The organism is Dactylosporangium sp. NPDC051541 (assembly GCF_044454505.1).
Taxonomy (GTDB): Bacteria; Actinomycetota; Actinomycetes; order Mycobacteriales; family Micromonosporaceae; genus Dactylosporangium.
Genome location: NZ_JBITDU010000030.1, coordinates 1 through 16,837 on the forward strand (window position 1 = coordinate 1; position 16,837 = coordinate 16,837).

The following is a 16,837-nucleotide window of genomic DNA, read 5'->3' on the forward strand; positions in this document are numbered from 1 at the left end:
GAGCGGCGCCGCCGCGACCCGCCGCCGCGGCCCCCCCCCCGGGCGGGGGCGCCACAGACCGGCGGGCCCGGCGCCCGGGGGGGGGGGCTGACCCGGCAGTTGCTGGCGTTCGGTCGCGGGCAGTCCGGCACGGCCCAGGTATCGGACCTGCACGACGTGATCACCGCCCTCACGCCGATGTTGCGGCGGACCCTCGGTGAACACGTCGAGCTGGTGACCATTGGGCATTCGGCACCGCCGCGCCGGGTGCGGATCGACCGCGGCCAGTTGGAGCAGGTGGTGGTCAACCTGGCCGCCGACGCCCGCGACGCGATGCCTCGCGGCGGACGATTGTGCATCGACTGGGACTGGTTGCTGCTGGATCGTGCCGAACTGGTGCCGGCGACGCGGAGGGTCCGGACAAGATCTGGTTCGTCCGGCTCGCTGTCGCCGACAGCGGACTGGGCATGGACAGCGAAACCCTGGCACACGCCTTCGAGCCCTTCTACACCACCAAAGGCGTCGGCCACGGCACCGGTCGGGGACTGGCCGGTGTCTATGGCATCGTGCGCAACGCCGGCGGTGTGGCCCAGCTGTACTCGGAGGCCGGACACGGCACCACAGTGAAGATCTACCGCCCGGCCTACGATGACCACCCGCCACCGCCACCAGCGTCGCCTCGGGAGGCCGCCGCATTGGCGGTCGGCGGCGCCCGAGCCGGAACCCACATCCTGGTCTTGGAGGACTCCCCGGAACTGGCCGCCGTCGTGCAACGGCTGCTCGACCGCGCGGGTTACCGGGTGACCGTCTGCCTTGACCCGGTGCAGGCGCTGGAGCTGCTCGACGGCGGCCTGCCGGCCGACCTCGTCATCACCGACGTGGTGCTGCCCACACTGACCGGCCCGGAACTGGCGCAGGCCATCCACCGACACCGGCCGGGTCTGCCGATCGTCTACACCGCCGGCGTCCTCGGCGACCGCAACCAGCTCGACGCGGCCGCGATCCTCGTCGAGAAGCCGTTCTCCCGGACCCCCGTGCTCACCGCGGTCGACCGGTCGCTCAAACAGGCGGCATCATCCGCGGAATGATCGGCAACAAGCCCACCGCCACCACCCGCCATCCGCGTTGCGTTCATCGCGTCGCGGCGTCGATGGCGGCCCGGATCCCGCGTAGGAGTGTGGCCGCGTCAACGGGTTTGGCAATGATGGGGATGTCCTCGGGCAGGTTGCGGCTGCTGTGGTTCTCGGCGGCGTAGCCGGACATGAGGATGATCGGCGTGGTTGGGCGCAGTGCGCGGAGTTGTTCGATGAACTCGGGGGCTGTCATGCCGGGCATGACGACGTCGGAGAGGCAGAGGTGGAACTGGTTGCGGTCGTCGCGGATGGCTTCGAGTGCGTCGTCGCGGGTTGGTACGTCGGTAATGAGGTAGCGGCTGTTGCTGAGGAGGCGTCGTGTGGTCTCGCGGACCCGCGGGTCGTCCTCGATGAGCAGGATGTGTTCGCCGGCGCCGCCGCTGGTGGCGGTGGCGGCCGTGGTTTGGGGTAGCGAGGCGATGGGCAGGTCGGCGGCGGGCAGGTCGATGGTGAATCGGGTGCCTCGTTCCGGTTCCGACCACAGGGTGATGGTGCCCGATGCATCGCGGACGACGCCGTAGACGGTTGCCAGGCCGAGGCCGCTGCCCTTGCCGGTGCTGCTGGTGGTGAAGAAGGGTTCGAAGGCGCGGCGCTGGACCTCGGGGGTCATGCCGCAGCCGGTGTCGGTGACGGTGAGGCGGACGAAGCGGCCGTCCAGTGCGGCGGTCTTGATACTGAGCTCACCGCCGTTGGGCATGGCCGTGCGGGCGTTGACGACGAGGTTCATGATGAGTTGCTCGAGGCGGCTGGGGTCGATGGTGACACAGTTGATTGCCGGGTCGGGGCTGATGACGAAGTCGATGTCCTCGCCGATGGTCCGGCGCAGCAGCCGTTCGACGTCGGCGATGACGGCGTTGACGTCGACCAGCTGTGGGCGGGACGGTTGGAGCCGGGTGAAGATGAGCAGTTGCCGGGTCAGCGCGGCGCCCCGGCGGGCGGCGTCGGCGATGGCGTCCACGTCGCGGGAGCACGGGTGGCCCGGGCCGAGTTCGTCGAGGATGAAGTCGGCGTACCCGCTGATGACGTGGAGCAGGTTGTTGAAGTCGTGGGCGATGCCGCCGGCGAGTTGGCCGAGGGAGTCGAGCCGTTCGGCCTGATGCAGCTGACGGGCCAGTTCCTCGCGTTCGTGCGCGGCCTGAATCTGTGTGGTGACGTCGCGGAGGATCCCCTCGACCGCGACGGTTGCGTTGTCGTCGCTGTGTACCGCGACCAGTCGGTGCTCGATCCACGCCTCGGTGCCGTTGGGTCGCCGCCACCGCGTGAGGAAGGGTTGCGGTGGCGGCGACTGCCAGGCCTGGCGCTCCTGTTCGAGGTCGTCGGGGTGTACTGCGTCGAAGATGAGCTCGGGCCGGTCGTACAGGACGCTCGGCTGGTGGCCGTTCAGGGCGGCGATGCCGGGACTGACGTACTCGATCGCCGGGCCGGGTGTGAGCCGGTACTTGACGACGACGTCGCTGAGGTGCTCGGCGATGAGCCGGAACCGTTCCCTGGCGGTGTGCAGGGCCGCCTCCGCGTGGCGCCGCTCCTGGCGGTCCCGCGCGTCGCGCAGCTCGCGGTGCGCGGCGGGCGCGAGGCGGGACAGGCTGTCCTTGAGGACGAAGTCGTGGGCGCCGGCGCGCATGAGGGATGCCGCGGACTCCTCGCCGATCTGGCCGGACACGACGATGAACGGGATGTCGAGACCGGTCCGGCGCAGCAGCTTCAGGGCGGCCTCGGCGTTGAACCGGGGCATGCTGTTGTCTGAGATAACGATGTCGGGCGGGCTGCGGTCCAGCTCGGCGGACATCGCCTCGGCGGTTTCCACCCTGCGGTGTTCGATGGTGAGGCCGGAGCGGCGCAGTCGGTTGACGACCAGGATCGCGTCGTCCTCGCTGTCCTCGATGAGTAGCAGCCGCACGGTCTCCATGGCGGTCAGGTGCCGTTGCGGGTCAGCGCCGGCTGGTTGACCAGTAGCCAGTACAGGCCGAGCACCCGGACTGCTTCGAGGAACTCGGCGAAGACCACGGGTTTACGCACGAAGCTGTTCGCGCCGAGGTCGTACGTCTTGATGATGTCGCGTTCCTCGGTGGACGTGGTGAGCACGACGATCGGCAGGTACCGGGTGCGTTCGTGGGCGCGGACGGCGCGTAGCACGTCGAGTCCGTTGACTTTGGGCAGGTTGATGTCGAGCAGGACCAGCGCCGGTAGCGGGTTGCTCGGGCCGCCGGCTTCGGGCAGCAGGTATCGCAGGGCCTCTTCGCCGTCCGCGGCGATGTCGACGTGGTTGGTCATGTTGCTCTTCTTCAACGCCCGCAGCGTCAACGCCACATCATCGGGGCTGTCATCGACGAGGAGGATGGTGCTCTCATTCATGCGTTGTCTCCTCGAGGGCGGCCGGCGCCGCGGTCGGCGTGTCGTGGGGCACGGCGGTGGCCAGGTTGAAGGTGAACGTCGCGCCGTTGCCGATCTCGGCGTGGGCGAAGATCCGGCCGCCGTGCCGGTGCATCACCCGGGCGACGATGGCCAGGCCGATGCCCGTGCCTTCGAACTCGGCGACCGGGTGCAGCCGCTGAAATGCGCCGAAGAGCTTGTCGGCGTACTGCATGTCGAACCCGGCACCGTTGTCGCGGACAAAGTACATCTCCTCGCCGTCGTGCTTGACACGGCCGATCTCGATGACGGGGTCGGCGCGTTTGCCGGTGAACTTCCACGCATTGCCGAGCAGGTTGTGCAGGGCCATGCGGATCAGCTGCGGATCGCCGTAGGCGCGGAGGCCGTCGGCGATCCGGGTGGTGACGGTACGCTGCGGGTCGTTGGCGGCGAGTTCGGCGAGGACGTCGCGGGCGATACGGGTCAGGTCCGCCGTCTCGCGGACAAGCTCCACGCGGGTGGCCCGGGACAGGTCGAGCAGGTCGTCGATCATGCGGCCCATGCGCTGCACGTTGTGCTGGATCCGCCGCAGGTAGTCCCGGCCCTCCTCGTCGAGGACGTCGAGATAGTCCTCCAGCAGGGCGTCGCTGAAGCCGTGCAGGGAGCGCAGCGGGGCGCGCAGGTCGTGCGAGACCGAGTAGGCGAACGCGTCGAGTTCCCGCGTGGACGCCTCGAGCTCGGCGGTGCGTTCCCGTACGCGGGTCTCGAGGTTGGCGTTGAGCCGGCGTACCTCCTCTTCGGCCTGTTTGCGCTCGGTGATGTCGGTCGAGATGCCGCAGACGGCGTACGGCTGGCCGGAGCTATCCAGCACCGGAAACTTGACCGACACCCAGGTGCGCACCGCCGAGTCGACCTCGGCGCTCTCCTCGTACTGCACGGTCTGGCCGGCCCGCGCTACGCCGAGGTCGTTGGCGCGCAGCTGCTCGGCGAGGTCGAGCGGGAAGACGTCGTGGTCGGTGAGGCTGACCACCCGCTGCCGGTCGACCCCGAAGAGCCGCTCCCATTCGCCGTTCACGAGCACGTACTGGCCGTTGTCGATGCGTTTCATGTAGATGACGGCGGACGTGTTGTCGATCAGATCCTGCAGTTGATTGTGACTGGCCGCGGCCTCCTGCTCGGCGTCGCGACGGGCCACGGCCTGCCGGACCGCGACCCGGTCGGCCAACACGCCCAAGCCCGCGAGGACCGGCAAGAATGCCGCAGCGGTGACCGCCATCGCCCAGTGACTGGCCACCGCCGACACCGCCGACGTCGCCAGCGCGGCCAGGAGCGCCGCCGCGAACGCGCGATGCATCGACGTCAGGCCGTCGATGCGGTCCGGTGTGCCGGCCACCGGCCGGCCACCGGCCGACGACGGCGCCCCGAGGCCGCCCGGATCGCCAGCGGATGCCGTGGCCGGCGGCACTGTGCCGTCCGAGGGGACGGAGGACCGGCGCGTTCCCGAGGACGACACCGCTGGCATCGCGACACCCCCGCACCGTGCAGCCACCCGACTACTCTACGTAGTCGACGGTATCATCCGCGGTACCGCTCCGCGGCCGGACCGGAGCGTGACCGGCGACGACGTATTCGATGCGCAACGTCCGGTTGATGCGGTCGACGAGTTCGAGCACGTCGCGGTGGTCGCGACCGGATCCGTGGACGATGCCGAGGTACGTGAGCGTCCCCTCGCGCCAGTCCAACGCGTCGCCGGCCTGCTTGAACGTCTCGACGGTAAGGCCGCGCTGCCGGTGAAGCTCCTCGACGCCGTCGAACCGGCGCAGCGCGACCGCCTCCATCGGGGGCGTGAGGAAGTACTGGAACGTGTGCCGGCGACTCGCGCCCGCCGTCGCGCCGCCGTCGCGGTCGAGCGCCGCTGCCAACGAGGCCCGGATCAGGTCGAAGCCGCGGGCGCGGCGGATCAGGTCGGCGACGTACCCGCCGACGCGGCCGTTGACCTCGATGACCCGCGGCCCGGCCGGGGTCAGCTTGATCTCGACGTGGGTAGCACCGTGCTGCACGCCGAGGGCGGCGAGGGCCGCGGAGGTCAGGTCGAGCACGCGGCGGCGGTCCGGTTCGCGCAGCGTGCTCGGCACCACGTAGCCGGTCTCGCGGAACGGGGCGGCGAGGGGAAACTTACCGGTGATCTCGACGTGCCGGGCCACGCCGCGGTGGGTGACCGATTCGACCGAGACGTAGTCGCCCCAGCCGGGTCCGGCGGTCGACGGGTCGCCGGCGAGCACCTCCTCGACGACGAACTCGCGACCGGACGGGCCAGGGCCGGCCAGGAAGTCACGCAGCTGCGCGGCCGCGTCGGCTGGGCTGGTAACCAGGCAGGTCAGCGCGCCGGCGGCGCCGCTGCGCGGCTTGAGCACCGCGGGCAGGCCGACCTCGGCGAGCGCGGCGGTGAGGTCGGTGATCCGCCGCACGGTGCGGCACCGGGTGGCCTGCACGCCCGCCTCGGCGAGCAGCCGGCGTTGCCGGTACTTGTCGGTGGCCGCGCGGGCCGCCGCCGGGCTGAGGAACGCCCAACCGCGCCGGTCGGCCAGGGCTGCGGTCCGGGTCAACTGGCTCTCGCTGAACGTGGTGATCCCGGCCAGGCCGGCCCGGTGGACGACGTCGTCGACCTCCTCCGCCGAGCGGCCGGTGATGTCGTACGTCACCGCCAGGGCGTCGAGTTCGTCGAAGCGCGAAGCGACGTAGCCGAGGCTCCGGTCGCACAGGAACACCACCTCGGCGAGGCCGCGCGCGGCGGCCAAGATGCTCAGCGGGCTGGCCGCACCGAAGTCCAGCAGGACCGCCAGTCGCGGCAGCTCACCGCCGGTCGCCGCGGACGTGGTCATCGCGGTGGTCGCGGCGCCGGCACCGTCGGCGCTCCGGTGTGGCCGGGCGGGGGCGGGAAGAACGCCACGCGCTGGAAGAACCGGATGTAGTGGTCGAGGAGGTCGGCGTCCACCGGCGGCATGCGCCGGTCCAGGTCGGCCAGCGCGCGCTCGGCCTCTGCACTGCCGAACCGGGGGAAGCGGGAGGTGAGGTACATCTGCTTGACCACCAGGCCGCTGAGCGGGCTGCGGTCGACCCACAGCGGCACGAACGGCGTGAACGGGTGCTCCGGATGGTCGCACGCGTGCTGGACGGCCCGGCGGACCCAGTCCGGGTACGCCACCATCCGGATCGGATAGCCGTGCTCGCGCAGCCGGTCGACCATGTCGGCGAGGCTCGCCGGCCTCGGGTTGGCCAGATGGTACGTGCGCGTGTCCGCGGTCCTGGTCAGCGCGATGTGGACGATCTGCGCGGCCAGCACGTCCACCGGCACCAGATCGAGCGGCAGGTCGATGTCGGGTGCCACCCCCAGGTCCACGATCACCCGCAACAGGGCACAGGTGGCGTTCTCCAGGTTCCACGCCCCGTCCGTCAGGTCACCCGATACCTCGTACGGCCGGTAGATCGACACGGCGAGCCCGGCCTCGGCGGCGCCGCGCAGCAGCTCCTCCGCCACCCACTTGGTCTCGGTGTAGCCCATGTACAGGTGCTCCGGGAAGTCCAGCGGGGTGTCCTCGGTGACGGCGGCCACGCCGGCGGCGCCGAAGCCGGCCAGCACCGCGAGGGTGGACACCATGTGCACCGGAATGCCAAGGCGCTGGCCGGCGAGCCGGATGAGCTGCTTCACCCCGTGTACGGTCACCTTGGCCAGGTCCGGGTACGGATAGGTGAAGTTGACGTATGCCGCCGAGTGCACGATCAGCCCGAGCGTCTCGGCATAGCGGTCGAAGTCCGCACGGGCCAGCCCCAGCAGCGGCTGAGCGAGGTCACCGACGACCGCAACTACCCGCCCGCCGGGCACCTCGCCGAGCCCGTACCGGGTCCGTGCCGCCTGGATCCGCTGTGCCGCCTGCCCGTCGTCCAGCGCCCGGACCAGGCAGTGGATCCGGGCGTCGGTCGTGTGCAGCAGTTCCCGGAGCAGATAGCTGCCGACGAAGCCGGTCGCACCGGTGAGCAGGATCTCGCCGGCGGGCCGGCCGGCGGCCGGGTGCGGCCCTTCCGGCCGGGGGTGGGCGATCGGCACGTCCAGCTCGGCCTCCCGGCGGAAATCGATGGCCGGGCCCTCCGTGGCCCGGCCGAGCGTGCCCGAACGTGCCTCGGCGACCGCCGCCGCGCACGCCTCCAGCGACGGGTCGGCCAGCAGGCGCGCGGTCAGGAACCGGCTCTGCGCCGCGTCGATCCCGAAGGTGGTCTGCAGCCGGGCGAACACTCGGGCGGCGGTCAGCGAGTTGCCGCCCAGCGCGAAGAAGTCGTCGTCGAGGCCGATGTCGTCGACGTCGAGCGCCTCGGCCCACAGCCGGGCCAGCCCGGCCTGCAACGCGGTCTGCGGCGCGCGCCCGCGGGGTTGCGCGGAGCCGCCCGGCGCAGGCACCGCCCGTGACAGCGTCGCGACCAGCGCCGCCCCGTCCACCTTGCCCGTCCCCGTCAGCGGAAACCGGTCCAGCGCCACCAGCGTGGCCGGCAGCATGAACTGCGGTAATCGGTCGCCGAGGAACTCCCGCACCTGCGCCGCGGTCGCGGCGGCGTTCGCGGCGGGCACGTAGAACGCCGCGATCGACCGGATCCGGCCGCCGTCACGCACGGCCACCACCGCGGCCTCGCCGACACCGGGACACCGCGACAGCACCCCCTGGACCTCGTCGAGGTCGACCCGGAAGTCACGGAACTTCACCATGCGGTCGAGCCGACCCATGAACTCGATGGTGCCGTCCGGCAACCACCGGGCCAGGTCGCCGGTCCGGAACAGCCGCGCGTCCGGCCGCCGTCCGTCCGGGTCGGCGACGAACCGCTGGGCCGTCAGGTCCGGGCTGTTGAGGTACCCGGCCGCCACACCGTCCCCGCCGACCCACAGCTCGCCCGGCTCGCCCATCGGCGCCGGCCCGCCCTCGGCGGTCACGATCCGGCACGTCGAATTGGCGATCGGCCGGCCGATCGGGATGCTGCCCAGGCCGGGAGGTACCGCCTCGACCCGGTACGTGGTCGAGAACGCCGTGTTCTCCGTCGGCCCGTAGGCAGCGAGCAGGCGCTCCGGCGGTCCCTCGGTCAGCACCCGCCGGATCAGCTCCGGATTCAGCACGTCGCCACCGGTGATCAGGCACCGCAGGCCACGGAACATCGCCGGCCTGGACCGCGCGCAGTGGTGGAACACCCCCGCCGACAGAAACGCGACCGTGACCCCGGCCGAGTCGAACAGCGTGTGCAGCCGCACCGGATCGACCAGGCTCTCAGCGTCGATCACCACGACCCGGGCGCCGTTGAGCAAGGCGCCCCAAACCTCGAACACCGACGCGTCGAACGCGAGGTGCCCGGTGTTGCTGACCCGGTCCTGCGCCCCAAGCTCGACGTAGTCGGTGTTGAGCACAAGCCGTGCCACCGCCCGGTGCGGCACCGCGACCGCCTTCGGCGGCCCCGTCGACCCCGACGTGAACATGACGTACGCGATGTCACCGCCGCCGCGCCGGACCGGGGACCAGGCCACGTCGGCGCCGTCACGGAACTCGGCGACCTCCAGCCCGGGAATCCGGTCCAGCATCCCGACCGCACCCGGCAGCCACAGCATCCGCCGGATCGACAGCTCGTCGGCCAGCGCCCGGAGCCGGCCGATCGGATCGGACCGGTCCAGCGGCACGTACACCGCCCCGGCCTTGAGCACCGCCAGCATCGCCGCCGGCGCCTCGAGACTGCGCTCGCCGAGCACGCCGACCGGCTCACCGGCCTGCACCCCGGCTTCCGTCAGCCGCGCCGCCAGCCGATCGGACCACCGGTCGAGCTCGGCGTACGAGACGCGCCGCCGGCCGTCCACCACGGCCACCGCATCCGGCCCGCGCGCGGCGGCGTCGCCGAACAGCGCCGCGATCGACCGGTCGTCCGGGTAGGCATTACGCGGCCCGTCGCCCAGTCCACCGGCGCATGTGCCGGTCGCCGTCTCAGACATGCGTCATACACCTCCGTTCACGCCGATGCCGTGGCGTACAACGGATCTCAGTCCGACACAGCCATCTCCATGTACCCACGCGGACGTCACGGCTGTCGATAGAGAAAGCCCCGAGCGCCGCCACAATCAGAGCCGATTCACCCGATCGGGCGACCAACTCAACCTGCCGCTAGGCCGGGTAGTCCGTCAGGTCGCCCTGTACGGCTTCGAGCCCGGGCTTCGACCACCGCGCTGAGCCGGCGACGGGCCTCGGCGCAGTCTCCGGCGTGCCATGCCCCGAGGAGGCACGCCCCTGACAGTTGCTGGTGGCAGCTCCACGCCAATCCTCAGTGCATGCTATGCGGACTCCGGCGTCTGTAGGTAGAACGCGATGCCGGAGTCACCGTCGACCTTGAGCTCGAACCAACGCTCGTCGACCCACGAGAGCCCGGGGTCCATAGCCGGTGACTGCTTGCCCTGGTGACGAGTGATGGACCGGACCAGACGCAGTTGGGCCAACGCAGCCCGCCACCGCACCAGCAGATCTCGCGGCCACCCCGAGTATGACTCGGGCACACCATTCACCCGTTCGGACTTACGCCGCTCATCGTCAACGGCCAGGAATCGCTCAACGAGGTCGCATGCAGGTCGGACATCGGTCTCTTTCGGCTCGGGCCGTCGCGACTGGCGGTCCAGCTGCCCGAAGTGATCTCGCGACCTTGCTGATTCCCGAAACTAGACAAGTCATCACATCGAGTGACAAACTCCGACGCACGCACCGCAGGTTTGGTCCTCTACCGTGCGGCTGATCGGCGGGATCGCGATGTGTTCCTGACGTGATCGGACGTAGCGCAACCGTCGAGCACATCCCGCACCGAATCAGCACGGACGCCAAGCGCTCGCGAGGCAGGCAGCGCTGGCGTCAGGTGAGATCGCGTGGACCTGCGGATACGCGCCGCACCGTTCGAGTACCGACCCCTTGCGAACCGACGCGATTTTTCATGAGATGGTACTTGCGAAGGAGACTGATCGGATCATCTGACTACGGATCAGATGCTCGGATTGTAAGTACCGGGACCGGTTGTCGGCCGACTCCGAGCTCTAGGGCCGGCTCGATGCAGTCTCCGGCCTGCGGCGGATGGCCCGGCCGGAACGGTGGACTCCTGATGAGAACCGCCGAGCCGAGGGCGAGGTGAAGCCGGCTGCTTGGCGTCGAGAAGAGTTCAGACCTGGAGGCCGCCTCCACCGGGGTTCATCTCCGTCTGTGACGGGAGTTTGGCGGCCTTGATCAACTGGACCGCCCATCTACCCCGGAGAGTCCAAGCGGGGGTTTATGGGGGACGCTCCGCAGAGCCATCGAGAAGCAAAATGGCTTGAGCCTGTTATCCCAGCTCAAGCCATTCTCCGTGTCGGGACAGCGGGATTCGAACCCACGACCCCTTGACCCCCAGGCGTGTACTTGCGGTCGGCCAAGCCGTTTGCCGTCCTGTGTGGCGCACTTTGGATATGTCTACGTTCGTGGGATCGGCGCCTGCCGGCGGGCCGCGACCTTGGGCCAGTGGGCGCGCCGGCCGTGGTGCGGTCCGCCGGCATGATCAGCGACCGGCTCCAGTACCGGGCCGGTTCACCAGCGCGCGGCCGACCTCGACGTAGGCCAGATCGTGGTCCTGCATCGCGCCGGCCTGGCCGGAGTCGTTCGGGGGTCGGATCCCTTCCGGCGCGAGCCGTTGCCATCGCCCGCATCCACTACATCGGCCTTGGGAGGCGTCCGATGAGGGGAAGGGTCCGCCACGTATGGGTACGCCCGACGTGGGAATGCGCCGGTTGTGGTGAGCCGTGGCGATGCCGCGTCGTCGTCGGCTCGGTCGGCGTGCGTGTCGATAGCCTCACGGGTGCCGGACTCCGGTGGGTGCCTGTCTGAGCGGCACGGATCCATCGCAGAGCCGAATCGGTGGGCAGGACGATGTCAAAGCATGAGGTTGACGCCTCGTGCGGCGAGGAAGCCGGCGGGGTCGGTGGCGTTGGCTGGGGTGGCGGGTCGGCCGGTGTGGGTTTCGAAGTGCAGGTGGGGGCCGGAGGAGTGGCCGCTGCTGCCGACGACGCCGAGCGACTGCCCGGCGGTGACGTGCTGGCCGGAGGTGACGGTCGGCTCATGCAGCATGTGGCAGTAGCGGGTGACGGTACCGTCGGTGTGGAGCAGTTCGACGTACCAGCCGCAGCCACGGACGGTGACCGGGTCGCCGTCGATGTCGCAAGAGTAGGGCCCGCCGGCGGCGAGGTGCGCGTTGCAGCGCACGGTGATGACGAGCCCGGCCGCGGCGGCGCGGATCGGGGTGCCGCGGGCCGCGCCGAGGTCGACGCCGTCGTGGGTGGGTCGGTCTGGGCCGCGGAACGGTGAGACGATCGGCGCGTCGACCGGCCGGACCCAGCCCGCGTGACAGGCCGGCAGGTTTCCGGATGCCGCGTCTGCCGGCCCGATGGCGGATGCGACGGCGACGAGGGCGGTGGCGTCGGCCTCCCATTTGGCGTAGGCGTCGGGGTAGGCGCTGTGCTGGACGGCTTGAGCGGCGGCGGTGAGCGGCAGCCGCGCCCAGCCGTCGACGCGCAGCAGCGCGTCGTAGAACGCCCCGGCGGCATAGCCCGGGTCGAGGAGCTGCTGCGGGCTGCCCCAGCCCTGGCTCGGCCGTTGCTGGAACAGTCCGAGCGAGTCGTGGTCGTTGGCGGCGCCGAGGTCGCCAAGATTGTGCAGCCGCGACTCCTGGATCGCGACGGCGACGGCGATGACCTGCCCGCGGGCGGGAATGCCACGGCGGGCGCCGACACCGACAATGCGTTCGGCGTTGCCGCGCTGTTCGGTGTCGTATCGGCTGATGTCGCCGCCGGGCGGCGGTGTGGCACCGCGGCACGGGCCGCCGATGCCGCTCATGCTGCCCAGGCCCGTGAGGCCGCCGATGCAGCAGATGACGACGCCGGCCAGGCAGGCGACGGCGGCGGTGAGGATGCGGCTGCTCATGACGCTGCGCCGGGGTCGTTGCCGGGGGTGGTTGCGGGCATGACGGGTCTCCTCGGGATAGGGCGTGCGGGTCCGGAACGCAAAAAAGCGCCTGGGCCCGCGAGGCGGGCCGGCGCGAGTCGGGTGACAGCCGGGCACGGCCGGGTGGCCGTGCCCAGCTGCGGTGTCGATGACCGGGTGGGGCTGTGGTGTGCCGCCGGCCCGGTGCGGTACCCCCGCAATGCCGTTATGCCGACGCCCGGTGACACCGTCCAAACCGGTGTTGCAGGTTCGGGTCAGGCGTTGCCGGGCTTGCCGAGGACGGCGGCGAGGGTGGCGGTGTTGCTCGCGGTGCGGAAGATCGAGGCGGCGTTGTCGGAGATGTCGGCGACGCCGTCGCTTCGCTCGCGGTCGGTGAACGGCAGCCCGGCGTGCGGGCCGATCCGGAATGCGGGCAGCAACTCGTGCTTGGTGGCGATGGTGACACCGTCGCCACCGTCGAGCTCGCCGGTGTCGTACCGTTCGAAGTAGCCGGCGCGGAGCCCTTCGATCGGGGTTTCGCGGTAGCCGGTGCAGAGCACGACGAGGTCGTAGCTGCGGCCGTCGATCAGGGCGGCGCCGGGCAGCGGGATCGGCCGGGCCCGGCGCTGCAGGACGTAGAGCCGCTGGGCGCCGAACCGGTCGGGTCGGAGGCTGCGGCCGATGGCCTGGTAGCGGCCGCGGACCCGGTCCGGCCAGGCGGTGCATGTGGTCGGCAGGTTGTCGGCGTACCAGTCGATGCGCTCGACGTGGTCCAGGGCGGCGGCGGCCATCGGTGGTTGCGGGGCGATGCCGAGCATCGACTCGACCGCGCACTTGCCGGCGTCGCCGCCGCCGACGACGGCGGCCCGGTGGACCCCGCGTAGCGGCCACGTGCCGGCCATGCGTTGCATGAACTGCGCGAAGGTGAGGATCGTGGTGCCGTCGGCGAGGTCCTGCCCGGCCGGGTCACCGAGGCCGCGGGCGTCGAGGATCCGCCCGGCGAACAGCGGGTTGCGGTTGGTGAACTCGATCTCGACGCCGCTGGCGGCCGACGAGACGGCCCTGACCTCGGTGCCGGTGACGACGTCGGCGCACTGGGCGAGGGTCAGCCGGATGACGAGGGCCAGGTCGACGTTCGTCTGGTATTCGGCCATGGACACGTTCGCGGCCTGGATCGGCGCGCCGGGAAGGTAGTTGAGATTTGCCCCCTGGTCGCCGGCGAGCCCGGCTCCGCCGGGCCGGTTGCGGGAGTTGAGCCGGAACGTGGGCCGGGCGGTCATCGCGAAGGTGCCACCGGCCCGGTCGGCGCGTTCCAGGACCAGGGGCCGCGGGTGGCCGCGCAGCACCCGGACCGCGGCGTAGACGGCGGCGTGGATACCGCTGCCGATGATGACCTCGCGGTCGGTCGGGCTGAAGCCGAGGATCTCCTGCCGGCGCTGCTCGTCGGACCAGGTGCGGTCGAGGAGCTGCTCGGCGATGTCGCGGGCGGCCGGGTCCAGGGCGATGCCGGTGAGGCTGGCGGTGAGAGGGTCGGGGAACTCTGCGGCCCGCTGCCGCAGTGCTTGCAGGCCGGGGCCGGTGGCCAGGCGGGTGTTGACGGTGCTGAGGACGTCCGTGATCTGTGCGGAGGGCTCCAACATGGCGCCGCATCCTTTCCATGACGGTGTCCCGCGGCGCCGCACCGGGTTTGCACGCCGAAGCCCCGGGGTCAACCCCGGGCGCTTCGGCGCACGGCCGGTGCGGGCTCCGGGAAGGTTGAACCGGGATTGGGCAGCTGAGGCCGGGGTCGGTCCGTGGCCTCAGGTGGGTGGAACGCCGACGCGTGCAGCGCCGGCCGGCAGGCCTGCTGCCGCTACAGCGGCCGGATGCGCAGCGGCGGCATCCGCTGCCACGACGCGGCGAGCGTGCCCGGCCGGGCCGGGTGCTCCACGACGTCGTAGTCGGCGACCCAGACCGGGAACCACGCCTCGGCGGGTGCCGCCCGGCGCAGCGCCGCGTCCGCACCCTCCGGCATCGCGGCGAGCGCCGGGTGGCCGGTGGCCCGGTACTGGGTGCGCCGCCCGGCGAGCATCGGGCAGGCGTGGCGGCTGTAGGCCGCGCACGGCGGGCAGAGGGCCGGTTCGGCGGTGCAGGCGTGGCCGAGGTCCGACGCCCGGGCGAACAGCACCGCCCGCCGTGACAGCGGCTGCCGGCAGATCTGGCAGAGGCTGCGTAGCAGGCAGTCGTGCTGGGCGACGTCGGAGACGGTGCCGAACAGCGCCACTCCGTCCGGGGTCGCGGGCGTGATCCACGGCACGACCAGACCGCCCTGGCGCGGCCGGCGGATCAGGTGTGCCGGAATGTCAGGTGTTGCAGGCACGGCCCTCACCGCCGTCCGCGGTGTCGCGGAGTTCGGCGACCACCTGCTCGGCGCTGGTGACGAGGCGCACCCGCGGATCGGTGCGCAGCAGCCGGTGGCAGCCGGCCGACGTCACCGCGGTGACGGGCCCGGGCACCGCCATACCGGCCCGGCCCAGGGCTACGGCGTGACCGACGACCCGCAGCGCGTGGCTGCGGATCAGGGCCTCGATGACGACGGTGCCGGCCGTCAGCGCGGCCAGCAGCACCCGGTTCGCGTCGTTGCGGCGCGGTCCCGGCCGGGCGCCGGGTGGCCAGGCACTCAACAGCAGGCCTTCCCCGGCGAGCCGGTCGAGCAGAGGCCGGTTCGGGGCCGGATAGCGCTGATCGAGGCCACACGGCAGCACCGCGACGGCCGCGCCACCCCCGGTCAGCGTCGCGCGCAGCGCGGTGCCGTCGATGCCGGACGCTGCGGACGACACCACCGTGTGGTACTGCTCAGCCAGGCCGTCCGCCAGGCGGGCCGTCACCGCGGTGCCGTAGCCGGTGCAGGCCCGGGCCCCGACGACGGTCACCGACGCGTGCAGCTGGAACTGCGCGATCGGGCCGCGGGCCCACAGGCACACCGGCTCGCCGTCGCCGAGGTCACGCAACCCGCCCGGCCACGCCGGGTCCGCCGGGATGAGGATCCGGCCGCCGGCACGTTCGGCGTCCTCGAGCGCGAGCAGCGCCTCGTCCCAGCGGCGCCGGGCCGGCAGGTGCCGGATCTCCGTTCGGGCGGTGTACGGCACGCCGTCGCGGCGCAGCAGGTCAAGGACCTCGACCGGGCTGTGCCGGGCCAACAGGTAACGCAGGCGCTGCTCGCCGGGTTCGCACAGCCAGCCCAGCGCCGCCCGGGCGAACCGCTCCTCGAAGTGGACGTCCATCACCCGGTCACCCGTTCCGCCGCGGCGACCAGGCCGGGGCCGGTGTCGCCGGCCAGCCCGGCCGGGGTGAGGTCGGCCAGGATCTGCCGGGCGATTCGTAGAACCGCGTCGGCGCAGGATCTGACCAGGTCCAGGTCGCCGCCGGCCCAGTCGAACACGTACGCGTCGGAGAACTCGGCGCTGTCCAGACCCATGGCCCGCAGCACGATGTGCGCGACGCTCTCCGCCTCGGTCTCGCCCCGGCCGCGGTGCAGCCGCGCCCCGGCCGTGGTGTCGAGATGTCCGCAGCGGATGTGTGCCAGCTCGTGCATCGCCGTCTTGGTGCGCTGGCTCGCCTCGACGTCGTCGCGGACCTGCACGACCTGCAGACCCGGGCGGCGCACCGTCACCCCGTCGGCAGCGCCGAGATACCCGGAGCGTGGCGGGCGCAGCTCGAAGCGGTACCCGGCGGCGGTGATGAGCCGGACCAGGTCGTCGAAGGCACCGGTCGGGTCGTCACCGTCCAGGCGCACGGGTGCGCTGCCGTGCGATCGGACGCGGCGGCGGACCGCGACGGTCGGAACCTCGAACGGCTCACCGTCGGTCTGGCTGAGCTCGAAGACGTTCACCAGCCGGAACCCGACCACCTGCACCGCCGGGCGCCCGGCGGCATCCCGGGCGACGGTGCGCCCGGCCGCTTCCCAGGCCGTGACCTGCTCGTCACCGGGTCGGCGGGTGATCGGCGCCCAGACCTTGAACGCCCGCTGCCCGGTCCGGACCCAGCGCCCGTGGGCGCGCCAGCCGGTGGAGTGGTCACGGCGGCCGAACGGCAGGAAGTGCCGCGGGGTGATCCCGCGCTCCTCGGCCTGGACCAGCAGCAGGATCTGGTTGCCGAGGCTGTAGCGGGCGCCGAGCGTGGCGGCGTGGTCGATGAACTCGACCCACCGTGCCGGCTGGGCCGCCATCGCGGCGAGCCGGGCGTCGAAGTCGGCTTGGATCTTCACCAGCAGCTCGGCGTGCTCGCCGCCGGGCTGTTCGGTTGCCGGGGTTGCCGTGTCCCCGGCCGGTGAATGTTGCGTGGCCATCAGCGTGGCCCTCCTGTTCCCCGCCTCGTGGCGGCGGACAG

Annotated in this window: 11 protein-coding genes; 1 reads left to right on the top strand and 10 read right to left on the bottom strand. The window is 71.6% G+C overall.

The window, feature by feature from the left end:
• Positions 1 to 332 precede the first annotated feature (332 nt).
• Positions 333 to 1,067, top strand: a complete 735-nt coding sequence (locus ACIA8L_RS54095) for a response regulator (RefSeq protein ID WP_395917762.1) — start codon at positions 333 to 335, stop codon at positions 1,065 to 1,067.
• 43 nt (positions 1,068 to 1,110) lie between these two features.
• Here ACIA8L_RS54095 and ACIA8L_RS54100 read toward each other — a convergent pair whose 3' ends face one another.
• The 10 genes from ACIA8L_RS54100 to ACIA8L_RS54145 form a co-directional block, all read right to left on the bottom strand.
• Positions 1,111 to 3,018, bottom strand: a complete 1,908-nt coding sequence (locus ACIA8L_RS54100; protein WP_395917763.1) for a response regulator — start codon at positions 3,016 to 3,018, stop codon at positions 1,111 to 1,113.
• Positions 3,019 to 3,023: 5 nt separating this feature from the next.
• Positions 3,024 to 3,464, bottom strand: a complete 441-nt coding sequence (locus tag ACIA8L_RS54105; protein WP_395917765.1) for a response regulator — start codon at positions 3,462 to 3,464, stop codon at positions 3,024 to 3,026.
• Positions 3,457 to 4,854 (bottom strand): ATP-binding protein, encoded by a 1,398-nt coding sequence (locus tag ACIA8L_RS54110; RefSeq protein ID WP_395917767.1) that lies wholly within the window; start codon positions 4,852 to 4,854, stop codon positions 3,457 to 3,459. The genes ACIA8L_RS54105 and ACIA8L_RS54110 overlap by 8 nt, the downstream gene beginning before the upstream one ends.
• A gap of 160 nt (positions 4,855 to 5,014) precedes the next feature.
• On the bottom strand, positions 5,015 to 6,343 hold the full coding sequence (locus tag ACIA8L_RS54115) for an acetyl-CoA carboxylase biotin carboxylase subunit family protein (RefSeq protein WP_395917769.1): 1,329 nt from the start codon (positions 6,341 to 6,343) through the stop codon (positions 5,015 to 5,017).
• On the bottom strand, positions 6,340 to 9,477 hold the full coding sequence (locus ACIA8L_RS54120; protein WP_395917770.1) for an amino acid adenylation domain-containing protein: 3,138 nt from the start codon (positions 9,475 to 9,477) through the stop codon (positions 6,340 to 6,342). Before ACIA8L_RS54120 ends, ACIA8L_RS54115 begins: the two co-directional genes overlap by 4 nt.
• A gap of 1,945 nt (positions 9,478 to 11,422) precedes the next feature.
• Positions 11,423 to 12,469 carry a M23 family metallopeptidase gene (locus tag ACIA8L_RS54125; RefSeq protein WP_395917772.1) on the bottom strand — a complete coding sequence of 349 codons (1,047 nt, stop codon included), beginning with the start codon at positions 12,467 to 12,469 and terminating at the stop codon, positions 11,423 to 11,425.
• A gap of 275 nt (positions 12,470 to 12,744) precedes the next feature.
• The gene (locus tag ACIA8L_RS54130) at positions 12,745 to 14,109 is read right to left on the bottom strand and encodes a hypothetical protein (protein WP_395917774.1); all 1,365 of its coding nucleotides are present in this window, start codon (positions 14,107 to 14,109) and stop codon (positions 12,745 to 12,747) included.
• Positions 14,110 to 14,321: 212 nt separating this feature from the next.
• The gene (locus tag ACIA8L_RS54135; RefSeq protein WP_395917776.1) at positions 14,322 to 14,828 is read right to left on the bottom strand and encodes a hypothetical protein; all 507 of its coding nucleotides are present in this window, start codon (positions 14,826 to 14,828) and stop codon (positions 14,322 to 14,324) included.
• On the bottom strand, positions 14,812 to 15,732 hold the full coding sequence (locus ACIA8L_RS54140; protein ID WP_395917778.1) for a DNA-processing protein DprA: 921 nt from the start codon (positions 15,730 to 15,732) through the stop codon (positions 14,812 to 14,814). Before ACIA8L_RS54140 ends, ACIA8L_RS54135 begins: the two co-directional genes overlap by 17 nt.
• The gene (locus tag ACIA8L_RS54145; RefSeq protein ID WP_395917780.1) at positions 15,732 to 16,796 is read right to left on the bottom strand and encodes an ArdC family protein; all 1,065 of its coding nucleotides are present in this window, start codon (positions 16,794 to 16,796) and stop codon (positions 15,732 to 15,734) included. The genes ACIA8L_RS54140 and ACIA8L_RS54145 overlap by 1 nt, the downstream gene beginning before the upstream one ends.
• Positions 16,797 to 16,837: the final 41 nt, after the last annotated feature.